This is a genomic window from Pseudomonas sp. B16120 (genome assembly GCF_044218845.1).
Taxonomy (GTDB): domain Bacteria; phylum Pseudomonadota; class Gammaproteobacteria; order Pseudomonadales; family Pseudomonadaceae; genus Aquipseudomonas; species Aquipseudomonas paracarnis.
On the sequence record NZ_CP162588.1, the window covers coordinates 2,045,019 to 2,061,416 of the forward strand.

Genomic DNA, 16,398 nt, shown 5'->3' on the forward strand with positions numbered 1-16,398 from the left:
GATCTATTTTCATGACACAGAAATTTGACGTTGTAGTGATTGGTGCAGGCCCTGGCGGCTATGTTGCCGCCATCAAGGCTGCGCAACTGGGCCTGTCCACTGCTTGCATCGAAAAATACACCGACAAGGAAGGCAAACTGGCGCTGGGCGGTACTTGCCTGAACGTGGGTTGCATTCCGTCCAAGGCGCTGCTGGACAGCTCCTGGAAATTCCACGAAGCCCAAGACGGCTTTGCGATCCACGGCATCAACCATGCTGGCGTGACCATGGACGTACCCGCAATGGTCGGCCGTAAAGCCAACATCGTCAAAGGCCTGACTTCCGGCGTTGCCACCTTGTTCAAGGCCAACGGCGTGACTTCCATTCAAGGCCACGGCAAGCTGCTGGCCGGCAAGAAAGTTGAAGTCACCAAGCCAGACGGTTCGGTTGAAGTCATCGAAGCCGAAAACGTGATCCTGGCACCCGGCTCGCGTCCAATCGACATTCCGCCTGCTCCTGTTGATAACAACGTGATCGTTGATTCGACCGGCGCCCTGGAATTCCAAGCTGTGCCTAAGCGTCTGGGCGTCATCGGCGCTGGCGTGATCGGTTTGGAACTGGGTTCGGTATGGTCCCGCCTGGGTGCTCAAGTCACCGTGCTGGAAGCCCTGGATACATTCCTGCTGGCTGCCGACACCGCGGTGTCCAAGGAAGCGCTGAAAACCCTGACCAAACAAGGTCTGGACATCAAGCTCGGCGCCCGTGTTACCGGTTCCAAGGTCAACGGCGAAGAAGTCGTAGTGACCTACACCGATAAAGACGGCGAGCAGACCATCACTTTCGACAAGCTGATCGTCGCCGTGGGCCGCCGCCCAGTGACCAACGACTTGCTGGCTTCCGACAGCGGCGTGAACATCGACGAGCGTGGTTTCATCCACGTTGACGATCATTGCGCCACCACCGTGCCTGGCGTCTATGCCATTGGCGACGTGGTTCGTGGCATGATGCTGGCCCACAAGGCTTCCGAAGAGGGCATCATGGTCGTTGAGCGCATCAAGGGTCACAAGACCCAGATGAACTACGACCTGATCCCATCGGTTATCTACACCCACCCGGAAATTGCATGGGTCGGCAAGAACGAACAGCAGTTGAAAGCTGAAGGCGTTGAAGTTAACGTCGGCACCTTCCCGTTTGCCGCTTCTGGCCGTGCCATGGCAGCCAACGACACCGGTGGTTTTGTCAAAGTCATCGCTGATGCCAAGACTGACCGCGTATTGGGCGTCCACGTGATTGGCCCAAGCGCTGCAGAACTGGTTCAGCAAGGCGCGATCGGCATGGAATTCGGCACCAGTGCCGAGGACTTGGGCATGATGGTCTTCTCCCATCCGACCCTGTCCGAAGCGCTGCACGAAGCTGCGTTGGCAGTGAATGGCGGCGCCATCCACATTGCCAACAAGAAGAAGCGCTAAGCGAGATAATAAGAAACCACGGCGGAGTTGCCCGTCGTGAGCCTTGCGCGCAAGACTCACCGCGGAATATCCGCTGGACGCAGCCTTGCGCAGCTTTACGGGCCATAAGCCCCGCAAGTTGCGCGAGCAGCAGTCACAGGTGGCGCGGCACTCATAATGAGCGCAGCGCCGAATGCGCAGTACCTAACGAAGACGGTAAAAAGCATGAATCTTCACGAGTATCAGGGTAAGCAGCTGTTCGCTGAATACGGCCTGCCAGTTTCCAAGGGCTACGCAGTAGACACCCCGGAAGCAGCAGCAGAAGCTTGCGACAAAATCGGCGGCAGCGAGTGGGTTGTCAAAGCCCAGGTCCACGCCGGTGGTCGCGGTAAAGCGGGCGGCGTCAAGCTGGTTCGCAGCAAAGAAGACGCCAAGGCCTTCGCACAGCAGTGGCTGGGCAAGCGTCTGGTGACTTACCAGACTGATGCCAATGGCCAACCAGTCACCAAGATCCTGGTTGAATCGTGCACTGATATCGCTAAAGAGCTGTACCTGGGCGCTGTCGTTGACCGTTCGAGCCGTCGCATCGTGTTCATGGCTTCCACCGAAGGTGGCGTGGACATCGAGAAAATTGCTCACGAAACCCCAGAAAAAATTCTGAAGGCCACTATCGATCCACTGGTTGGCGCTCAGCCATTCCAGGGTCGTGAACTGGCTTTCCAGCTGGGCCTGGAAGGCAAGCAAGTTGCCCAGTTCGCCAAGATCTTCGTAGGTCTGGCCAAACTGTTCCAGGATCACGATCTGGCCCTGCTGGAAGTGAACCCGCTGGTGATCAAGGCTGACGGCGATCTGCACTGCCTTGATGCCAAGATCAACATCGACGCCAACGCCATGTACCGTCAGCCTAAGCTGAAGACTTTCCACGATCCGTCGCAAGACGATCCGCGCGAAGCGCACGCTGCCAAGTTCGAACTGAACTACGTAGCCTTGGAAGGCAACATCGGCTGCATGGTCAACGGTGCCGGCCTGGCCATGGGTACCATGGACATCGTCAACCTGCATGGCGGCAAGCCAGCCAACTTCCTCGACGTAGGTGGTGGCGCTACCAAGGAACGCGTTACCGAAGCGTTCAAGATCATCCTGTCCGACTCCAACGTCGCTGCAGTACTGGTCAACATCTTCGGCGGCATCGTTCGTTGCGACATGATTGCCGAAGGCATCATCGGTGCAGTGAAAGAAGTGGGCGTTAAAATCCCGGTTGTTGTTCGCCTTGAAGGTAACAACGCTGAACTGGGCGCTAAAGTACTGGCAGAAAGCGGTTTGAACATCATCGCGGCTACCAGCCTGACCGACGCTGCTCAACAAGTTGTCAAAGCTGCGGAGGGCAAGTAATGAGCGTCCTGATCAATAAAGACACCAAAGTTATCTGCCAGGGTATTACCGGTTCGCAAGGGAGTTTCCACACCCAGCAAGCCATCGAATACGGCACCCAGATGGTTGGCGGCGTAACTCCAGGCAAAGGCGGCACCGAGCACCTGGGCCTGCCCGTGTTCAACACCGTGAAAGAAGCAGTAGAAGCCACTGGCGCCACCGCCAGCGTGATCTACGTTCCAGCTCCTTTCTGCAAGGACTCGATCCTGGAAGCGGCATTCGGCGGCATCAAGCTGATCGTCTGCATCACCGAAGGCATTCCTACCCTGGACATGCTGGACGCTAAAGTTAAGTGCGACGAACTGGGCGTAGTCCTGATCGGCCCTAACTGCCCAGGCGTGATCACCCCAGGCGAATGCAAGATCGGCATCATGCCAGGTCACATTCACTTGCCAGGTAAAGTCGGTATCGTTTCCCGTTCCGGCACCCTGACCTATGAAGCTGTCAAGCAGACCACTGACGCCGGTTTCGGTCAGTCGACTTGCGTCGGCATCGGCGGTGACCCGATCCCAGGCTCCAACTTCATCGACATCCTGAAGCTGTTCCAGGAAGACCCGAAGACCGAAGCGATCGTAATGATCGGTGAGATCGGCGGTTCGGCTGAAGAAGAAGCGGCTGCCTACATCAAGGCACACGTGACCAAGCCGGTTGTTTCCTACATCGCTGGTGTGACTGCCCCTGCGGGCAAGCGCATGGGCCATGCTGGCGCAATCATCTCTGGCGGCAAGGGCACTGCAGACGAGAAATTCGCTGCACTGCAAGACGCAGGCGTTAAAACCGTGCGTTCGCTGGCAGACATCGGCAAGGCCCTGGCCGAGCTGACCGGTTGGGCTGTCAAGTAAGCCTCGCGCTTAGCTGACGCTTCACCACACAAAGGCCACCTTCGGGTGGCCTTTGTGCTTTCTGGGTATACCCAGATTTGGGGATGTACTCGGTTCAATGTGGGAGCTGGCTTGCCTGCGATACAGACAACTGGGTGCATCAGCCAAACCGAGTCGATGCCATCGCAGGCAAGCCAGCGCACACAGGGTTCTGTATTGCCCAATTAAGTATGAAAACGCGACATTGAAATGTCGCTTATCGGACAGTCCGCCCCGCAACAGTGCGTTTGTCAGCCTAATTCTGTACTCTAGCCGCCTCTTTATGCGTCCGCGTCCCAAAAGGAAGCTGCGCGCTAGACCGGTCGGTCCCCACAAGGGCCGGCAGCATTTCCCTCATCCATAGGGAAGCCCTCTCTAAATTCCGATTCAGTAGTGTGGTATTTCCTCAAATGAAAGTGTTGAAAAGCCAGGATATCCTGGCGCTGGGCTTTATGACCTTTGCCCTGTTCGTGGGCGCCGGCAACATCATCTTCCCGCCTATCGTTGGTTTGCAGTCCGGGCCGCATGTGTGGATGGCGGCGCTGGGCTTTCTGATCACCGCGGTCGGTTTGCCGGTGGTCACTGTGATCGCCCTGGCCAAGGTCGGTGGTGGCATGGATGCGCTGAGCAGCCCGATTGGCAAGATCGCCGGTGGCCTGCTGGCGGCAGCGGCCTACCTGGCAGTGGGCCCGCTGTTTGCGACCCCGCGCACCGCAACAGTATCGTTTGAAGTGGGCCTGGCGCCCTTGACCGGTGAGAGCCCGTTGGCACTGTTCCTCTACAGCTCGGTGTATTTCCTGGTGGTGTTCTTTGTCTCCCTGTACCCAGGTCGACTGCTGGACACCGTGGGCCGTTTCCTGGCGCCGCTGAAAATCATCGCCCTGGCTATTCTCGGCATCGCTGCGTTTGCCTTGCCCGCCGGTGAGGTGGGGGTTGCCACGCCGGAATACGTTGCCGCGCCGTTCTCCCAAGGCTTTATTAATGGTTACCTGACCATGGATACCCTGGGCGCCCTGGTGTTCGGCATCGTGATCGTCAACGCGATTCGCTCCCGTGGCGTCGAGTCACCCAAGCTGATCACCCGCTACGCGATCATTGCCGGGCTGATTGCCGGCGTGGGCCTGGCACTGGTGTACGTCAGCCTGTTCCGCCTGGGTTCGGGCAGCCATGCCGTGGCCGCGGGTGCCAGCAATGGCGCGGCGGTACTGCACGCCTATGTGCAATACACGTTCGGCTCCCTGGGCAGTGGTTTCCTCGCCGTGCTGATTTCCCTGGCATGCCTGGTGACCGCCGTGGGCCTGACCTGTGCCTGCGCCGAGTACTTCAGCAAGATCCTGCCGCTGTCCTACAAGACCCTGGTGGTGATCCTGGCACTGTTCTCGCTGTTTGTGTCCAACTTGGGCTTGACCAAACTCATTGCCTTCTCGATCCCGGTGCTGACCGCGATCTACCCGCCATGCATCGTGTTGGTGGCCTTGAGCTTCTGCAAAGGGTTCTGGCAGGAACAGGGCCGTATTGTCGGCCCGGTGATGCTGGTGTCGTTCATCTTTGGCTGCATCGACGCACTCAAGGGTGCGGGCCTGGCGGGTTGGATGCCTACGCAACTGGTAAACCTGCCGTTGAGCGAACAAGGCCTGGCGTGGCTGGTGCCGTCGGTGATGACGCTGGTCGTGGCCGTGGTGATTGACCGTATGCTGGGCAAGCGCAGCGAAGCCATCGCGTAACGCGCGGTTGAGCTCTACTGAAATGCCCCGTATCAAACGATACGGGGCATTTTTTTTGAGTCGCTGGCAGTGTCTTTTTTTTGGGAATGGCGTCAAAAATCTCAAGTTGAAAACACTGGTCGGTGTGGGAGCTGGCTTGCCTGCGATGGCGGCACATCGGTTGTGCGCGGTGGTGACTGCAAAGACGCTATCGCAGGCAAGCCAGCTCCCACATTTGGACTGTGTCGGCCCTATCATCCTGTGTACAAGGACCTGCATGTCGTTCGTTGAAGTCAATTGGATCCATTTGATCGCCGCACTCTGGTTTGTCATCTGCTGGGGCGGCTACACCCGTTACGCAACGTGGAAAGCCCGGGACACGGCGTGCCTGGCCAGTGTGTTGCACCTGTACCGTGAAGACTGGATGCGCCGCATGCTGCTGCGCGACAACCGTATCGCCGACGCCAGTGTGATCGGTAAACTGGAGCGCAATGCCTCGTTCTTTGCCTCCAGCACCTTGATCATCCTCGCCGGTATTCTCACGGTGCTGGGGGCTTCGGAACGCGCAGTGTCACTGCTGGCGGACATTCCCATGGTGCAGCAGGCATCCCAGGGCATGTCGGAGATCAAATTGCTGTGCCTGGCACTGGTGTTCGTCTATGCCTTTTTCACCTTCAGCTGGTGCATGCGCCAGTACAACTTCGCGGCGGTGCTGGTGGGCTCGGCGCCCATGATCGGTGAACGGCACGTGTCAGAGCAGGAGCGCAAGGCGTTTGCTTTGCGGGCGGCTCGAGTGATTTCGATGGCGGCCAACCAGTTCAACTTTGGCCTGCGCGCCTATTACTTCGGCATGACCATGCTGGCCTGGTTTGTCAGCCCCTGGTTGTTCATGTTGATGAGTAGCGGGGTGGTGCTGGTGCTGTACCGCCGCGAGTTCCATTCCGATGTATTGCAGGTGATGGTGTATACCCCGACCGATATGCCGGGAGCCGACGTTGTAAAAGACGGCGCACAGTAGCGCTGCAAGCAAATCGCAGACAAAGAAAAGCCCGCTTTAATCAGCGGGCTTTCTTTTGCTGCAATACTGCTTTAAACCCTGCGATTACTGCTTGGCAGGTTCTGCAGGTGCGGCAGGTGCAGCTTCTTTTGCAGCAGCTTCGTTCGATTCGGCCTGAGCTTTGGCAGCTTCAGCGTTTTCTTTCGCAGCGTCGTTCACTTTATCCTGTGCTTTAGCCATGTCTTGCTGTGCTTGCTCAGAGTGTGCAGCGGCATCTTGGGCTTTGTCTTCGGATTTCTTGTCGCAGGCAGCCAGGCCGAGAGCAGCGGCCAGCATCATGGAAATAGCTAATGTCTTACGCATGGGGTGTTTCTCCTTATTGAAGATATCTACTGGCCTTTCGAACCCAAGGGGCCAGCATTAGTTCCTTATGTCCCACAGATATATAGCATGTTTCGTACAGGAACTTTACCCAGTCATTCCAATCCGCCGAATTCACACTAATAAGAGTCTAAAACAATGACCGTAAACCCTTTGTTGGAGCGTGCCGTGCGCTTCGTTTCGGCCCTGCGCCATTGCCAGGTGCTGGGTGTGGCGGTGCATGAAGCCAGCGAGGAGGGCATGACCCTCGTACTGCCTTATGGGCCGCATATCGTCGGTGACCCCCTGAGCGGGGTGATCCACGGCGGCGCGCTGACCTCATTGATGGACACCGCGTGCGGCATGGCGACCCTGTGCGTATTGCCCGAGTTCGAGGTGTGCCCCACCCTGGACCTGCGTATCGACTACATGCATCCCGCCGAACCCCATAAGCCGGTGTATGGCTTCGCGCAATGCTACCGGGTGACCACCGACGTGATCTTCACCCGTGGCGTTGCCTATCAGGATGACCCGCAACAACCTATCGCCCATGTGGTAGGCACGTTCATGCGCATGGGCAAGCGCCTCAAAGGCACCCAAGGCTTGGGCACTGTCGTCAAGGGAGAGCAGGCATGACGCATCGGTTCAAGACGCGCCTGGAGCAAGCCCTCGATCGTGGCGACTGTGACGCGCTGCTCGAGTTGGTGCCTTATGCCAGGTTGATCGGCATCGAATGCACCCGGCTGGGGGATGAGTTGCTGTTTCGCCTGCCGGCCAACCAGGACAATATTGGTAACCCCATATTGCCGGCGCTGCATGGCGGGGTGATCGCCGGCTTCATGGAGTTGGCAGCCGCCCTGCACCTGATGGTGTTCACGGGCGCTCCGGGCCTGCCGAAAATCATCGACTTCTCCCTGGATTATCTGCGCGCCGGCCAGTTTCGTGACACCTATGCCAAGTGCCAGGTATGGCGCCAGGGCCGGCGCGTGGCCAACGTGGCGATTACCGCCTGGCAGAGCACACCGGCCGAACCGATTGCCACCGCCCGCGCACATTTCAAGATTGAGGAATTGGCCCGCCCTTGAAATCCTGGCCTGAGCCCCCAACTTTGATGACAACCCGCCGCCAACCCTTTCGGGCGCGGCCACTGCCATCCAATTGGAGTTTGATGACCATGAGTGTGGAAACTCAAAAGGAAACCCTGGGCTTCCAGACCGAGGTGAAGCAACTGCTGCACCTCATGATCCATTCGCTGTATTCCAACAAGGAAATTTTCCTTCGCGAATTGATCTCGAACGCCTCTGACGCTGTCGACAAATTACGTTTCGAAGCCCTGTCCAAGCCTGAGTTGCTGGAAGGCGGCGCGGAACTGAAGATCCGTGTGAGCTACGACAAAGACGCCAAGACCGTCACCCTCGAAGACAACGGTATCGGCATGAGCCGTGACGATGCGATCACCCACCTGGGGACCATCGCCAAGTCCGGCACCGCAGATTTCATGAAGAACCTGTCGGGCGACCAGAAAAAAGACTCTCACCTGATCGGCCAATTCGGCGTGGGCTTCTATTCGGCCTTCATCGTCGCCGACAAGGTTGAAGTCTTCAGCCGCCGCGCCGGCTTTGACGCCAGCGAAGGCGTGCACTGGGCTTCCAAGGGCGAGGGCGAATTTGAAATCGCCACGATCGACAAGGCTGACCGTGGCACGCGCATCGTGCTGCACCTGAAAGCCGGTGAAGATGAATTCGCCGATGGCTGGCGCCTGCGCAACATCATCAAGAAGTACTCCGACCACATCGCGTTGCCGATCGAGTTGCCCAAGGAACAGACCGTTGCCGAAGGCGAAGAAGCCCCGGCGGTAGAGTGGGAAACCGTCAACCGCGCCAGCGCCCTGTGGACCCGTCCGCGTACCGAGATCAAGGACGAGGAATACCAGGAGTTCTACAAGCACATCGGCCACGACTACGAGAACCCGCTGAGCTGGAGCCACAACAAGGTTGAAGGCAAGCTCGAATACAGCTCGCTGCTCTACGTACCGGCCCGTGCTCCGTTCGACCTGTACCAGCGTGAAGCGCCAAAAGGCCTGAAGCTCTACGTGCAGCGCGTGTTCGTAATGGACCAGGCGGAATCCTTCCTGCCACTTTACCTGCGCTTTATCAAAGGTGTGGTCGACTCCAACGACCTGTCGCTGAACGTGTCGCGGGAAATCCTGCAGAAAGACCCGATCATCGACTCCATGAAGTCGGCGCTCACCAAGCGCGTACTCGACATGCTGGAAAAGCTGGCGAAGAACGAGCCTGAGCAATACAAGAGCTTCTGGAAAAACTTCGGCCAGGTCATGAAAGAAGGCCCGGCGGAAGATTTTGCCAACAAGGAAAAAATCGCCGGTTTGCTGCGTTTTGCCTCGACTCAGGGTGAAGACGGCGAGCAGGTTGTGTCCCTGGCTGACTACCTGGCACGTGCCAAGGAAGGTCAGGACAAGATCTACTACCTGACCGGCGAAACCTACGCCCAGGTCAAGAACAGCCCGCACCTGGAAGTCTTCCGCAAGAAAGGCATCGAAGTGCTGCTGCTGACCGACCGTATCGATGAGTGGCTGATGAGCTACCTCACCGAGTTCGACGGCAAAACCTTCGTCGACGTGGCCCGTGGTGACCTGGACCTGGGGAACCTGGACTCCGAAGAAGAGAAGAAGGAAGCCGAAGAAGTCGCCAAGTCCAAAGAGGGCCTGGTTGAGCGCATCAAGGCTTCCCTGGGCGAAGCGGTGAGTGAAGTGCGGGTTTCCCACCGCCTGACCGACTCTCCTGCGATCCTGGCCATCGGCGAGCAGGACCTGGGCATGCAGATGCGCCAGATCCTGGAAGCCAGCGGCCAGAAAGTGCCGGATTCCAAGCCGATCTTCGAATTCAACCCGTCTCACCCGCTGATCGAGAAACTCGATGGCGAGCAGAGCGAAGAGCGGTTTGGTGACCTGTCGCACATCCTCTTCGACCAGGCCGCCCTGGCAGCCGGCGACAGCTTGAAGGACCCGGCCGCGTATGTGCGCCGACTGAACAAGCTGTTGGTTGAATTGTCGGTTTAACACCGTTGTAGAAAAACCCGCTTCGGCGGGTTTTTTCGTTTGTGCGCACCTCAACTGGAGTGAATCATGAGCCAAGTCACTGTACGTTCCGTGGTCTATCAGATTGATGGCCAGTCTTATGAAAGCCGTCTGGCGTTCGATGCCAGCCACAAGGGCCCGTTGCCGGGACTGCTGATGGCGCCGAACTGGATGGGCGTGAGTGTGGGGGCCGAAGAGATCGCGAAGGCCGTTGCCGGCAAAGGCTACGTGGTGTTGATTGCCGACCTCTACGGGCAAAACGTACGTCCTTCAAATGGCGATGAAGCGGGCGCGGCGATGATGCCGTTGAAGAATGATCGCCCGTTGCTGAACAAGCGCATGCAAGCAGCGTTAGAGCAACTGCAAGGCCAGACTGAGGCAGCAGTGGACACCTCGAAACTGGCCACCTTCGGCTTCTGCTTTGGCGGTTGCTGCTCCCTGGAGCTGGCCCGTACCGGCGCGCCGCTGAAGGCTGCCGTGTCGTTCCATGGCACCCTGGATACACCGAACCCGGCGGATGCGAAGAACATCAAGGGGTCAGTGCTGGTGCTGCATGGCGCCTCGGACCCGTTGGTGCCCAAAGAGCAACTGCCGGCGTTCGAAGATGAAATGAACGCGGCGGGTGTGGATTGGCAGTTGCTCAGCTACGGCGGTGCGGTGCATTCCTTCACCGACCCCCATGCCAATGTGCCAGGCAAGATGATGTACGACGCCAAGACCGCTGCACGGGCTTTCCAGTCGATGCATAACTTGTTGGATGAAGTGTTCAAGGGCTGATTTCTCAGCGCCTGATCGGACGCCATCGCAGGCAAGCCAGCTCCTACATTCTAAAATGTGTATACCCATCAAATGTGGGAGCTGGCTTGCCTGCGATAGCTATTTCACAGGCAACTCGATTCTTTCTGACTCCCCCGGCACGGTGGGCCAATCCCCGGCCGCCCAACGCTGTCTCGCCTGCTCGATCACCGCCGGATCACTCGCCACAAAATTCCAGTTGATCCGCCGTGGCCCATCCAGCGGCGCCCCGCCAAATACCATCAGGTGGCAATCACTCTCGGCATACAGGGTCATCTCCTGCCCAGTCGGCAATACCACCAAGCTGTTGACCTCCAGGGCTTCACCGTCCAACTGCACCTCACCCTCCAGCACATACACCGCACGTTCCTCATGTTCATCAGGAATCAACAGGGTGGTGGCGGTTTGCATCTGTACCTCGGCATACAGCGTCGGCGACAGTACCGGCACCGGTGACCTGAGGCAAAAACCATCACCGGCGATCAAACGCACCTGCACGCCGAGGTTATCGCTTTTCGGCAAGCTCGCCGCTGGGTGATGGCTGTAGTGTCCCGGCCCGGTCTCGTGGTCCTTGGGCGAGGCCAGCCATACCTGCAGGCCATGCAGGTTGAAGCCACTGGCCTTGACCGCTTCAGGTGTGCGCTCGACGTGGGCAATCGCGCTGCCGGCGGTCATCCAGCTGACATCGCCGGCTTGCACCACCTGGTCCGAGCCAAGGCTGTCCTTATGCTGCAAGACGCCTTCAAACAGGTAAGTAAGGGTGGACAGGCCGATATGGGGATGCTGGCGGATATTCATGCCGTTACCCGGTGCGTAGCGGGTCGGCAGCATGTGGTCGAAAAACACAAAGGGCCCGACGCTGCGGCATTCACGCGAGGGCAGGGGCCGCAGGATAGGCTGGCCTTCTACATCTTCGGGGCGAGGGCGAATCACGGTGAGAGTGGTCATGGGCATCCCAGTCTGAGCGGGTTGGATGCTTTGAGCATAACCCGCTCGATGGGAAGGTGGGGCTATTGGCTGAAGGCACCTTCCGACAATTTCGTCTCGATAGTGACTTCGGCAGTGGTCATCAGCTTATGTACCGGGCATTTATCGGCGACGCGGTGCAGTTCATCGCGCTGGGCGTCGGTGAGTACGCCCTTGAGGGTCAGCTTGACGTTGAGCTTGTATTTACCCTTTTGCTCTTCGGCGCTGTCGTGAGTGACCTCCACGGTCACGCCGGTCAGCGGGATAGCTTTTTTCTGCGCGTAGAGCCTCACGGTCAAAGCTTTGCACGACGCCAGCGCAGCATCGAAATAATCGTGGGGGGAGGGCGCCGAATCGTCACCGCCCAGGCTCTTGGGCAGGTCGGTAAACAGCTCGTGATTATTGATATTCACGCTGTGACGAAAGTTTTCAGCGTTCAGCGTATTGACGGTAACAGGCATGGCAAACCTCATAAGGGCGCAGGATGAAGGTCATGCAGTTATAGAGCATGCTGGCACTCCAGTGTTCCGGTTTTTTCCATGCTGAACCCTGAAGGCTGGCGCAAGGTCTACCCGTATCAGCCCATATTGAGGTTTTACCGTGTCTGGAACCCGCCTGAGTCTTGCCTTGTTGCTTGCCATCAGCAGCCTTGCCGCGCAGGCTCGTGACTATGCCTACAGCGACGCGCACCTGCATTACGTGGATTTCTTTCAGGAGAGCGCCGGCATGGACAAGCTGCTCAAGGCCATGGCGGACAACCGCATTGAGCACGTCATGATTTCCGGGATTCCCGTGGCCAAGAAATGGCACGAAGACGAGCCCAAGCGTCCGCGCTATTACGCCGGTGACGACGCCGATGCTTATTGGTACAGTGCCACGGATGTGATCGTCGCGGCGGCAGTGAATAAACTTTCTCCTGCGCAACGCCAGCACTTTCACCCGTTCCTCGCCGGTTTCAATCCCAACGACAAGAACTCCGCCGCCCACATCCAGCGCATGCTCGACCTCAACCCTGGGCTGTGGCAGGGCATCGGTGAAGTGTTTACCCGCCATGATGACCTCACCGCGCTGACTTCCGGCGACACGCCGCGTGCCAATAACGAAGCCATGACGCGCATCTACCACCTGGCGGCCGAAAACGACCTGCCGGTGATGCTGCATTCCAACATTACCTCCAAACGTGAGCGCAACCCACTGTACCTGGCGGAAGTCGAGCAGCCGTTACGCAACCACCCGCACACGCGTTTTATCTGGGCCCATGCCGGTACCAGCAAGGAAATCCACCGTCATCAGGTGCAAATGGAGTTTTTGCTGCCCACCTTGGCGCGCCTGCTTGAGGCTTACCCCAACCTGTATATCGACTTGTCCTGGAGCATGCTCACACCGTATCTGCTGGACGACGCCGGCAAGCCACGGCCGCAATGGGTTGCGCTGGTGGAGCGCTTCCCGGATCGCTTCATGCTCGGCTCCGATGTTGTGGGGCGCTTCAATAAGTTGGGCAAAGAGATGCGCCGCTTCGATCCTTTCCTCGATGCGTTGCCCGAAGACGTTGCCCACAAGGTTGCGCGCGACAACTTCCTCGCCATCCTGCCCAAGCCGCCTCGCGATGGAGACGCGCGTTGATATCGCGTTTTGATCTTATGCTCATGACCTGAGGTGCCGATAACGTCCAAGAGACCCGCTGCAGGTGGATGCAGTACTTTTGGAAGGAACGCTGGCATGAATATCCGCAGTTTGAATATCGCCCCTCGCGCCGGCCTGGGCTTTGGTGTGCTGGCGTTGATGGTGTTCGTCTTGGGCGGCTTTGCCCTGTTGCAGATGGCCAATATGCGCCAGCAGTCGGACCAGGTGGAGACCAACTGGCTGCCCAGCGTCATGGCGGTGGGGGAGATGAATCAGGATGTGTTGCGCATTCGGGCGCTGACGTTGCGCTTGCTGGTCAACCGCGACCCCCAGGCGGTGGCGCAGAACGAGCAGAAAATCGCCGAGATCAAAACCGGCTTGCATCACGCTGAAGGCGTGTACGAGGCATTGATCGTCTTGCCTGAGGAGCGGGTGCTGTTTGATCGCTTCAAGCTCGAGGAGCAGCAGTACCTGCAACGCCAGGAGCAGGTGGTGGGCTTATCCAAGGCTAATCGGCTGGAGGACGCCATTGCGGTGGTCAATGGCGAAATGAATCAGATGGCCGACCAGATGGCCGTGACGCTGCGTGAGTTGGTCAATCTGAACAAGTCCAGCGCCAACGAGGCCGCCCGGCTGGCACAGCAGGTGTTCAGCCAGTCGCGGGTCTGGGTGATGGTCATGATTGGCGTCACGGCGTTAATCACGATTGGCCTGGCGGTGTGGCTGACACGCAGCATCGTGCTGCCGTTGGCACAGTCGTTGAAAGTGGCCCAGGGCGTTGCCAGTGGCGACTTGACGGGCGACATCAGGCTCAGTGGCAGCGACGAGCCGGCGCGCTTGCAACAGGCGCTCAAGCGTATGCAGGAGAGCTTGCGCGACACTATCCGGCGCATATCAGAATCATCGAACCAATTGGCGTCGGCTTCCGAAGAACTCAGTTGCGTCACCGAGGATGCGACCCGTGGTTTGCACCAGCAGAACCAGGAAATCGAACAGGCGGCCACGGCCGTCAATCAGATGACGGTGGCGGTGGAGGAGGTGGCGAGCAATGCCGTGGCCACGTCCCAGGCGTCTCGCGAATCCGACCGGATTGCCCAGCAAGGGCGTGAACAGGTGCAGCAGACGGTGGTGTCGATTGAAGCCCTCGCGACCGATGTGACCGCCAATGTGACCCAGGTCGAAGCGCTGGCGCAAAAGGTCTATGGCATCAGCACAGTGCTGGATGTGATTCGCTCGATTGCCGAGCAAACCAACTTGCTGGCACTGAACGCGGCGATTGAAGCGGCGCGAGCGGGGGATGCCGGGCGCGGGTTTGCGGTGGTAGCCGATGAAGTGCGGGCCTTGGCCCATCGCACGCAACAGTCGACCCAGGAAATCGAGCAGATGATCAGCGGGATTCAGCAGGGCACCGACCAGGCTGTCAGCTCGATGCAACAGAGCAACACACGGGCGCGCTCCACACTGGAGATCGCCAAATCGGCGGGCATGGCCCTGGAAGAGATTGCCTCGGCATTCACCTTGATCAACGAACGCAACCTGGTGATTGCCAGTGCCTCGGAGCAGCAGGCGGCGGTGGCGCGGGAGGTGGATCGTAACCTGATGAATATCCGCGACCTGGCACATCAGACCTCTACCGGCGCTAATCAGACCAGCGCAGCGAGCCAGGAGTTGTCGCGGTTGGCGGTGGATCTGAATTCGATGGTGGCGCGGTTTTCGGTGTAGGGCGGAGAACCGGGTTGGCCCAATCGCAGGCAAGCCAGCTCCCACACTGGACCGTATTCCTTCAGGGTGAACGCGGTCGAAGGTGGGAGCTGGCTTGCCTGCGATAAAGGCGACGCGGTTTCAAATCAAAGCACAAAAAAAGCCCCGAACCAGTCGGGGCTTTTTCATGTGATCAACCTGCGGGGCTTACTTGCCCTGCCAGCGCTTCAGTACCAGGGTGGCATTGGTGCCACCAAAACCAAAGCTGTTGCTCATCACGGTGTCGATCTTGGCGTTTTCAACGGTCTTGGTCAGGATCGGCATATCAGCCACAACCGGATCAATCTCGTCGATGTTGGCCGAGCCGGCCATGAAGTTGCCTTCCATCATCAGCAGGCAATAGATCGCTTCGTGAACGCCAGCGGCGCCCAGGGAGTGACCCGACAGGCTCTTGGTGGAGCTGATTTTCGGAGCCTTGTCGCCAAATACCGCACGCACGCCTTCCATTTCCTTGGCATCGCCGACCGGGGTCGAGGTGCCGTGGGTGTTCAGGTAGTCGATTGGGGTGTCGACGGTGGACATTGCCATCTGCATGCAGCGGATGGCGCCTTCACCGCTTGGCGCAACCATGTCGTAGCCGTCGGACGTCGCGCCGTAGCCAACGATTTCCGCGTAGATCTTCGCGCCACGGGCCAGGGCGTGTTCCAGCTCCTCGACCACCACCATGCCACCACCGCCGGCGATGACGAAACCGTCACGCTTGGCGTCGTAAGCGCGGGAGGCTTTTTCTGGGGTTTCGTTGTACTGGGTGGACAATGCACCCATGGCGTCGAACAGGAACGACTGGCTCCAATGCTCTTCTTCACCGCCGCCGGCAAATACGATGTCCTGCTTGCCCAGTTGGATCTGCTCAACGGCAGTCCCGATGCAGTGGGCGCTGGTGGCGCATGCGGAGGAGATCGAGTAGTTCACGCCCTTGATCTGGAATGGCGTAGCCAGGCAAGCGGAAACGGTGCTGCCCATGGTCCGCGTGACACGGTAAGGGCCGACGCGCTTCACGCCTTTTTCGCGCAGGATATCCAGCGCTTCCATTTGGTTGAGGGTCGATGCGCCGCCGGAGCCGGCGATCAGGCCGGTGCGTACGTTCGAAACCTGGTCTTCGCTCAAGCCGGAGTCCGCGATCGCGTCTTTCATGGCCAGGTAGGCGTAGGCGGCAGCGTGGCCGACGAAGCGATAGATCTTGCGATCGATCAGTTCTTCGAGGGGCAGGTCAATGGAGCCGGAAACCTGGCTACGCAGACCCATTTCGGCATATTCCGGGTTGAAGCGGATGCCAGGGCGACTTGCACGCAGGTTAGCGGTGACGGTCTCTTTGTCATTGCCCAGGCAAGAAACGATGCCCAGACCAGTGATAACGACGCGGCGCATGCGGATAACC

Annotated in this window: 15 protein-coding genes; 11 read left to right on the forward strand and 4 right to left on the reverse strand. The window is 58.7% G+C overall.

The window, feature by feature from the left end:
- The first annotated feature begins 11 nt into the window (after positions 1-11).
- The 5 genes from lpdA (at position 12) to AB4P90_RS09780 (ending at position 6,439) form a co-directional block, all read left to right on the forward strand.
- Positions 12-1,448 (forward strand): dihydrolipoyl dehydrogenase, encoded by a 1,437-nt coding sequence (lpdA, locus tag AB4P90_RS09760; protein WP_014717733.1) that lies wholly within the window; start codon positions 12-14, stop codon positions 1,446-1,448.
- A 204-nt stretch (positions 1,449-1,652) separates the two neighbouring features.
- On the forward strand, positions 1,653-2,819 hold the full coding sequence (sucC, locus tag AB4P90_RS09765; protein ID WP_003190011.1) for an ADP-forming succinate--CoA ligase subunit beta: 1,167 nt from the start codon (positions 1,653-1,655) through the stop codon (positions 2,817-2,819).
- On the forward strand, positions 2,819-3,700 hold the full coding sequence (gene sucD, locus AB4P90_RS09770; protein WP_003190013.1) for a succinate--CoA ligase subunit alpha: 882 nt from the start codon (positions 2,819-2,821) through the stop codon (positions 3,698-3,700). The genes sucC and sucD overlap by 1 nt, the downstream gene beginning before the upstream one ends.
- Before the next feature lie 428 nt (positions 3,701-4,128).
- The gene (gene brnQ / locus AB4P90_RS09775) at positions 4,129-5,442 is read left to right on the forward strand and encodes a branched-chain amino acid transport system II carrier protein (RefSeq protein ID WP_003190014.1); all 1,314 of its coding nucleotides are present in this window, start codon (positions 4,129-4,131) and stop codon (positions 5,440-5,442) included.
- A gap of 256 nt (positions 5,443-5,698) precedes the next feature.
- Positions 5,699-6,439, forward strand: a complete 741-nt coding sequence (locus AB4P90_RS09780) for a DUF599 domain-containing protein (protein WP_395605841.1) — start codon at positions 5,699-5,701, stop codon at positions 6,437-6,439.
- 84 nt (positions 6,440-6,523) lie between these two features.
- On the opposite strand, the gene AB4P90_RS09785 is transcribed toward AB4P90_RS09780, so the two are convergent.
- Entirely contained in the window at positions 6,524-6,781 is a 258-nt protein-coding gene (locus AB4P90_RS09785) for a hypothetical protein (protein ID WP_003190018.1), read from the reverse strand.
- A 156-nt stretch (positions 6,782-6,937) separates the two neighbouring features.
- Between AB4P90_RS09785 and AB4P90_RS09790 the strand changes: the two genes are divergently transcribed.
- The 4 genes from AB4P90_RS09790 to AB4P90_RS09805 all read left to right on the forward strand — a co-directional run bounded on the left by AB4P90_RS09790 (position 6,938) and on the right by AB4P90_RS09805 (position 10,652).
- On the forward strand, positions 6,938-7,414 hold the full coding sequence (locus tag AB4P90_RS09790) for a PaaI family thioesterase (RefSeq protein WP_395605842.1): 477 nt from the start codon (positions 6,938-6,940) through the stop codon (positions 7,412-7,414).
- Entirely contained in the window at positions 7,411-7,863 is a 453-nt protein-coding gene (locus tag AB4P90_RS09795; protein ID WP_038449582.1) for a PaaI family thioesterase, read from the forward strand. The genes AB4P90_RS09790 and AB4P90_RS09795 overlap by 4 nt, the downstream gene beginning before the upstream one ends.
- Positions 7,864-7,952: 89 nt before the next feature.
- Positions 7,953-9,857: a molecular chaperone HtpG gene (gene htpG / locus AB4P90_RS09800; protein ID WP_122301707.1), complete on the forward strand. Its 1,905-nt coding sequence runs from the start codon at positions 7,953-7,955 to the stop codon at positions 9,855-9,857.
- A 66-nt stretch (positions 9,858-9,923) separates the two neighbouring features.
- On the forward strand, positions 9,924-10,652 hold the full coding sequence (locus AB4P90_RS09805) for a dienelactone hydrolase family protein (protein WP_014717739.1): 729 nt from the start codon (positions 9,924-9,926) through the stop codon (positions 10,650-10,652).
- Positions 10,653-10,751: 99 nt separating this feature from the next.
- Here AB4P90_RS09805 and AB4P90_RS09810 read toward each other — a convergent pair whose 3' ends face one another.
- Together AB4P90_RS09810 and AB4P90_RS09815 are read right to left on the reverse strand one after the other, a co-directional pair.
- Complete coding sequence (locus AB4P90_RS09810; protein ID WP_020301699.1) at positions 10,752-11,618, reverse strand: pirin family protein; 867 nt, start codon at positions 11,616-11,618, stop codon at positions 10,752-10,754.
- A 62-nt stretch (positions 11,619-11,680) separates the two neighbouring features.
- Positions 11,681-12,097: an OsmC family protein gene (locus tag AB4P90_RS09815; RefSeq protein WP_014717741.1), complete on the reverse strand. Its 417-nt coding sequence runs from the start codon at positions 12,095-12,097 to the stop codon at positions 11,681-11,683.
- A 139-nt stretch (positions 12,098-12,236) separates the two neighbouring features.
- On the opposite strand from AB4P90_RS09815, the gene AB4P90_RS09820 reads away from it, so the two are divergent.
- Both AB4P90_RS09820 and AB4P90_RS09825 read left to right on the forward strand, forming a co-directional pair.
- The gene (locus AB4P90_RS09820) at positions 12,237-13,259 is read left to right on the forward strand and encodes an amidohydrolase family protein (protein ID WP_323558541.1); all 1,023 of its coding nucleotides are present in this window, start codon (positions 12,237-12,239) and stop codon (positions 13,257-13,259) included.
- Positions 13,260-13,355: 96 nt separating this feature from the next.
- Complete coding sequence (locus tag AB4P90_RS09825) at positions 13,356-14,981, forward strand: methyl-accepting chemotaxis protein (RefSeq protein ID WP_122301703.1); 1,626 nt, start codon at positions 13,356-13,358, stop codon at positions 14,979-14,981.
- Between the two features lie 186 nt (positions 14,982-15,167).
- Here the strand turns inward: AB4P90_RS09825 and fabB are convergent, their stop codons facing one another.
- Positions 15,168-16,388, reverse strand: coding sequence for a beta-ketoacyl-ACP synthase I (gene fabB / locus AB4P90_RS09830; RefSeq protein ID WP_003190033.1), 1,221 nt, complete (start codon positions 16,386-16,388; stop codon positions 15,168-15,170).
- Positions 16,389-16,398: the final 10 nt, after the last annotated feature.

Excerpts from the sequence above, each read along its gene's own strand:
- AB4P90_RS09790 (WP_395605842.1), top strand. The coding sequence starts at position 6,938 with ATGACCGTAAACCCTTTGTTGGAGCGTGCCGTGCGCTTCGTTTCGGCC.
- sucD (WP_003190013.1), top strand. The coding sequence starts at position 2,819 with ATGAGCGTCCTGATCAATAAAGACACCAAAGTTATCTGCCAGGGTATT.
- brnQ (WP_003190014.1), top strand. The coding sequence starts at position 4,129 with ATGAAAGTGTTGAAAAGCCAGGATATCCTGGCGCTGGGCTTTATGACC.
- AB4P90_RS09815 (WP_014717741.1), bottom strand. The coding sequence starts at position 12,097 with ATGCCTGTTACCGTCAATACGCTGAACGCTGAAAACTTTCGTCACAGC.
- AB4P90_RS09785 (WP_003190018.1), bottom strand. The coding sequence starts at position 6,781 with ATGCGTAAGACATTAGCTATTTCCATGATGCTGGCCGCTGCTCTCGGC.
- htpG (WP_122301707.1), top strand. The coding sequence starts at position 7,953 with ATGAGTGTGGAAACTCAAAAGGAAACCCTGGGCTTCCAGACCGAGGTG.
- fabB (WP_003190033.1), bottom strand. The coding sequence starts at position 16,388 with ATGCGCCGCGTCGTTATCACTGGTCTGGGCATCGTTTCTTGCCTGGGC.
- sucC (WP_003190011.1), top strand. The coding sequence starts at position 1,653 with ATGAATCTTCACGAGTATCAGGGTAAGCAGCTGTTCGCTGAATACGGC.
- AB4P90_RS09805 (WP_014717739.1), top strand. The coding sequence starts at position 9,924 with ATGAGCCAAGTCACTGTACGTTCCGTGGTCTATCAGATTGATGGCCAG.
- AB4P90_RS09825 (WP_122301703.1), top strand. The coding sequence starts at position 13,356 with ATGAATATCCGCAGTTTGAATATCGCCCCTCGCGCCGGCCTGGGCTTT.
- AB4P90_RS09795 (WP_038449582.1), top strand. The coding sequence starts at position 7,411 with ATGACGCATCGGTTCAAGACGCGCCTGGAGCAAGCCCTCGATCGTGGC.
- AB4P90_RS09780 (WP_395605841.1), top strand. The coding sequence starts at position 5,699 with ATGTCGTTCGTTGAAGTCAATTGGATCCATTTGATCGCCGCACTCTGG.
- lpdA (WP_014717733.1), top strand. The coding sequence starts at position 12 with ATGACACAGAAATTTGACGTTGTAGTGATTGGTGCAGGCCCTGGCGGC.
- AB4P90_RS09810 (WP_020301699.1), bottom strand. The coding sequence starts at position 11,618 with ATGACCACTCTCACCGTGATTCGCCCTCGCCCCGAAGATGTAGAAGGC.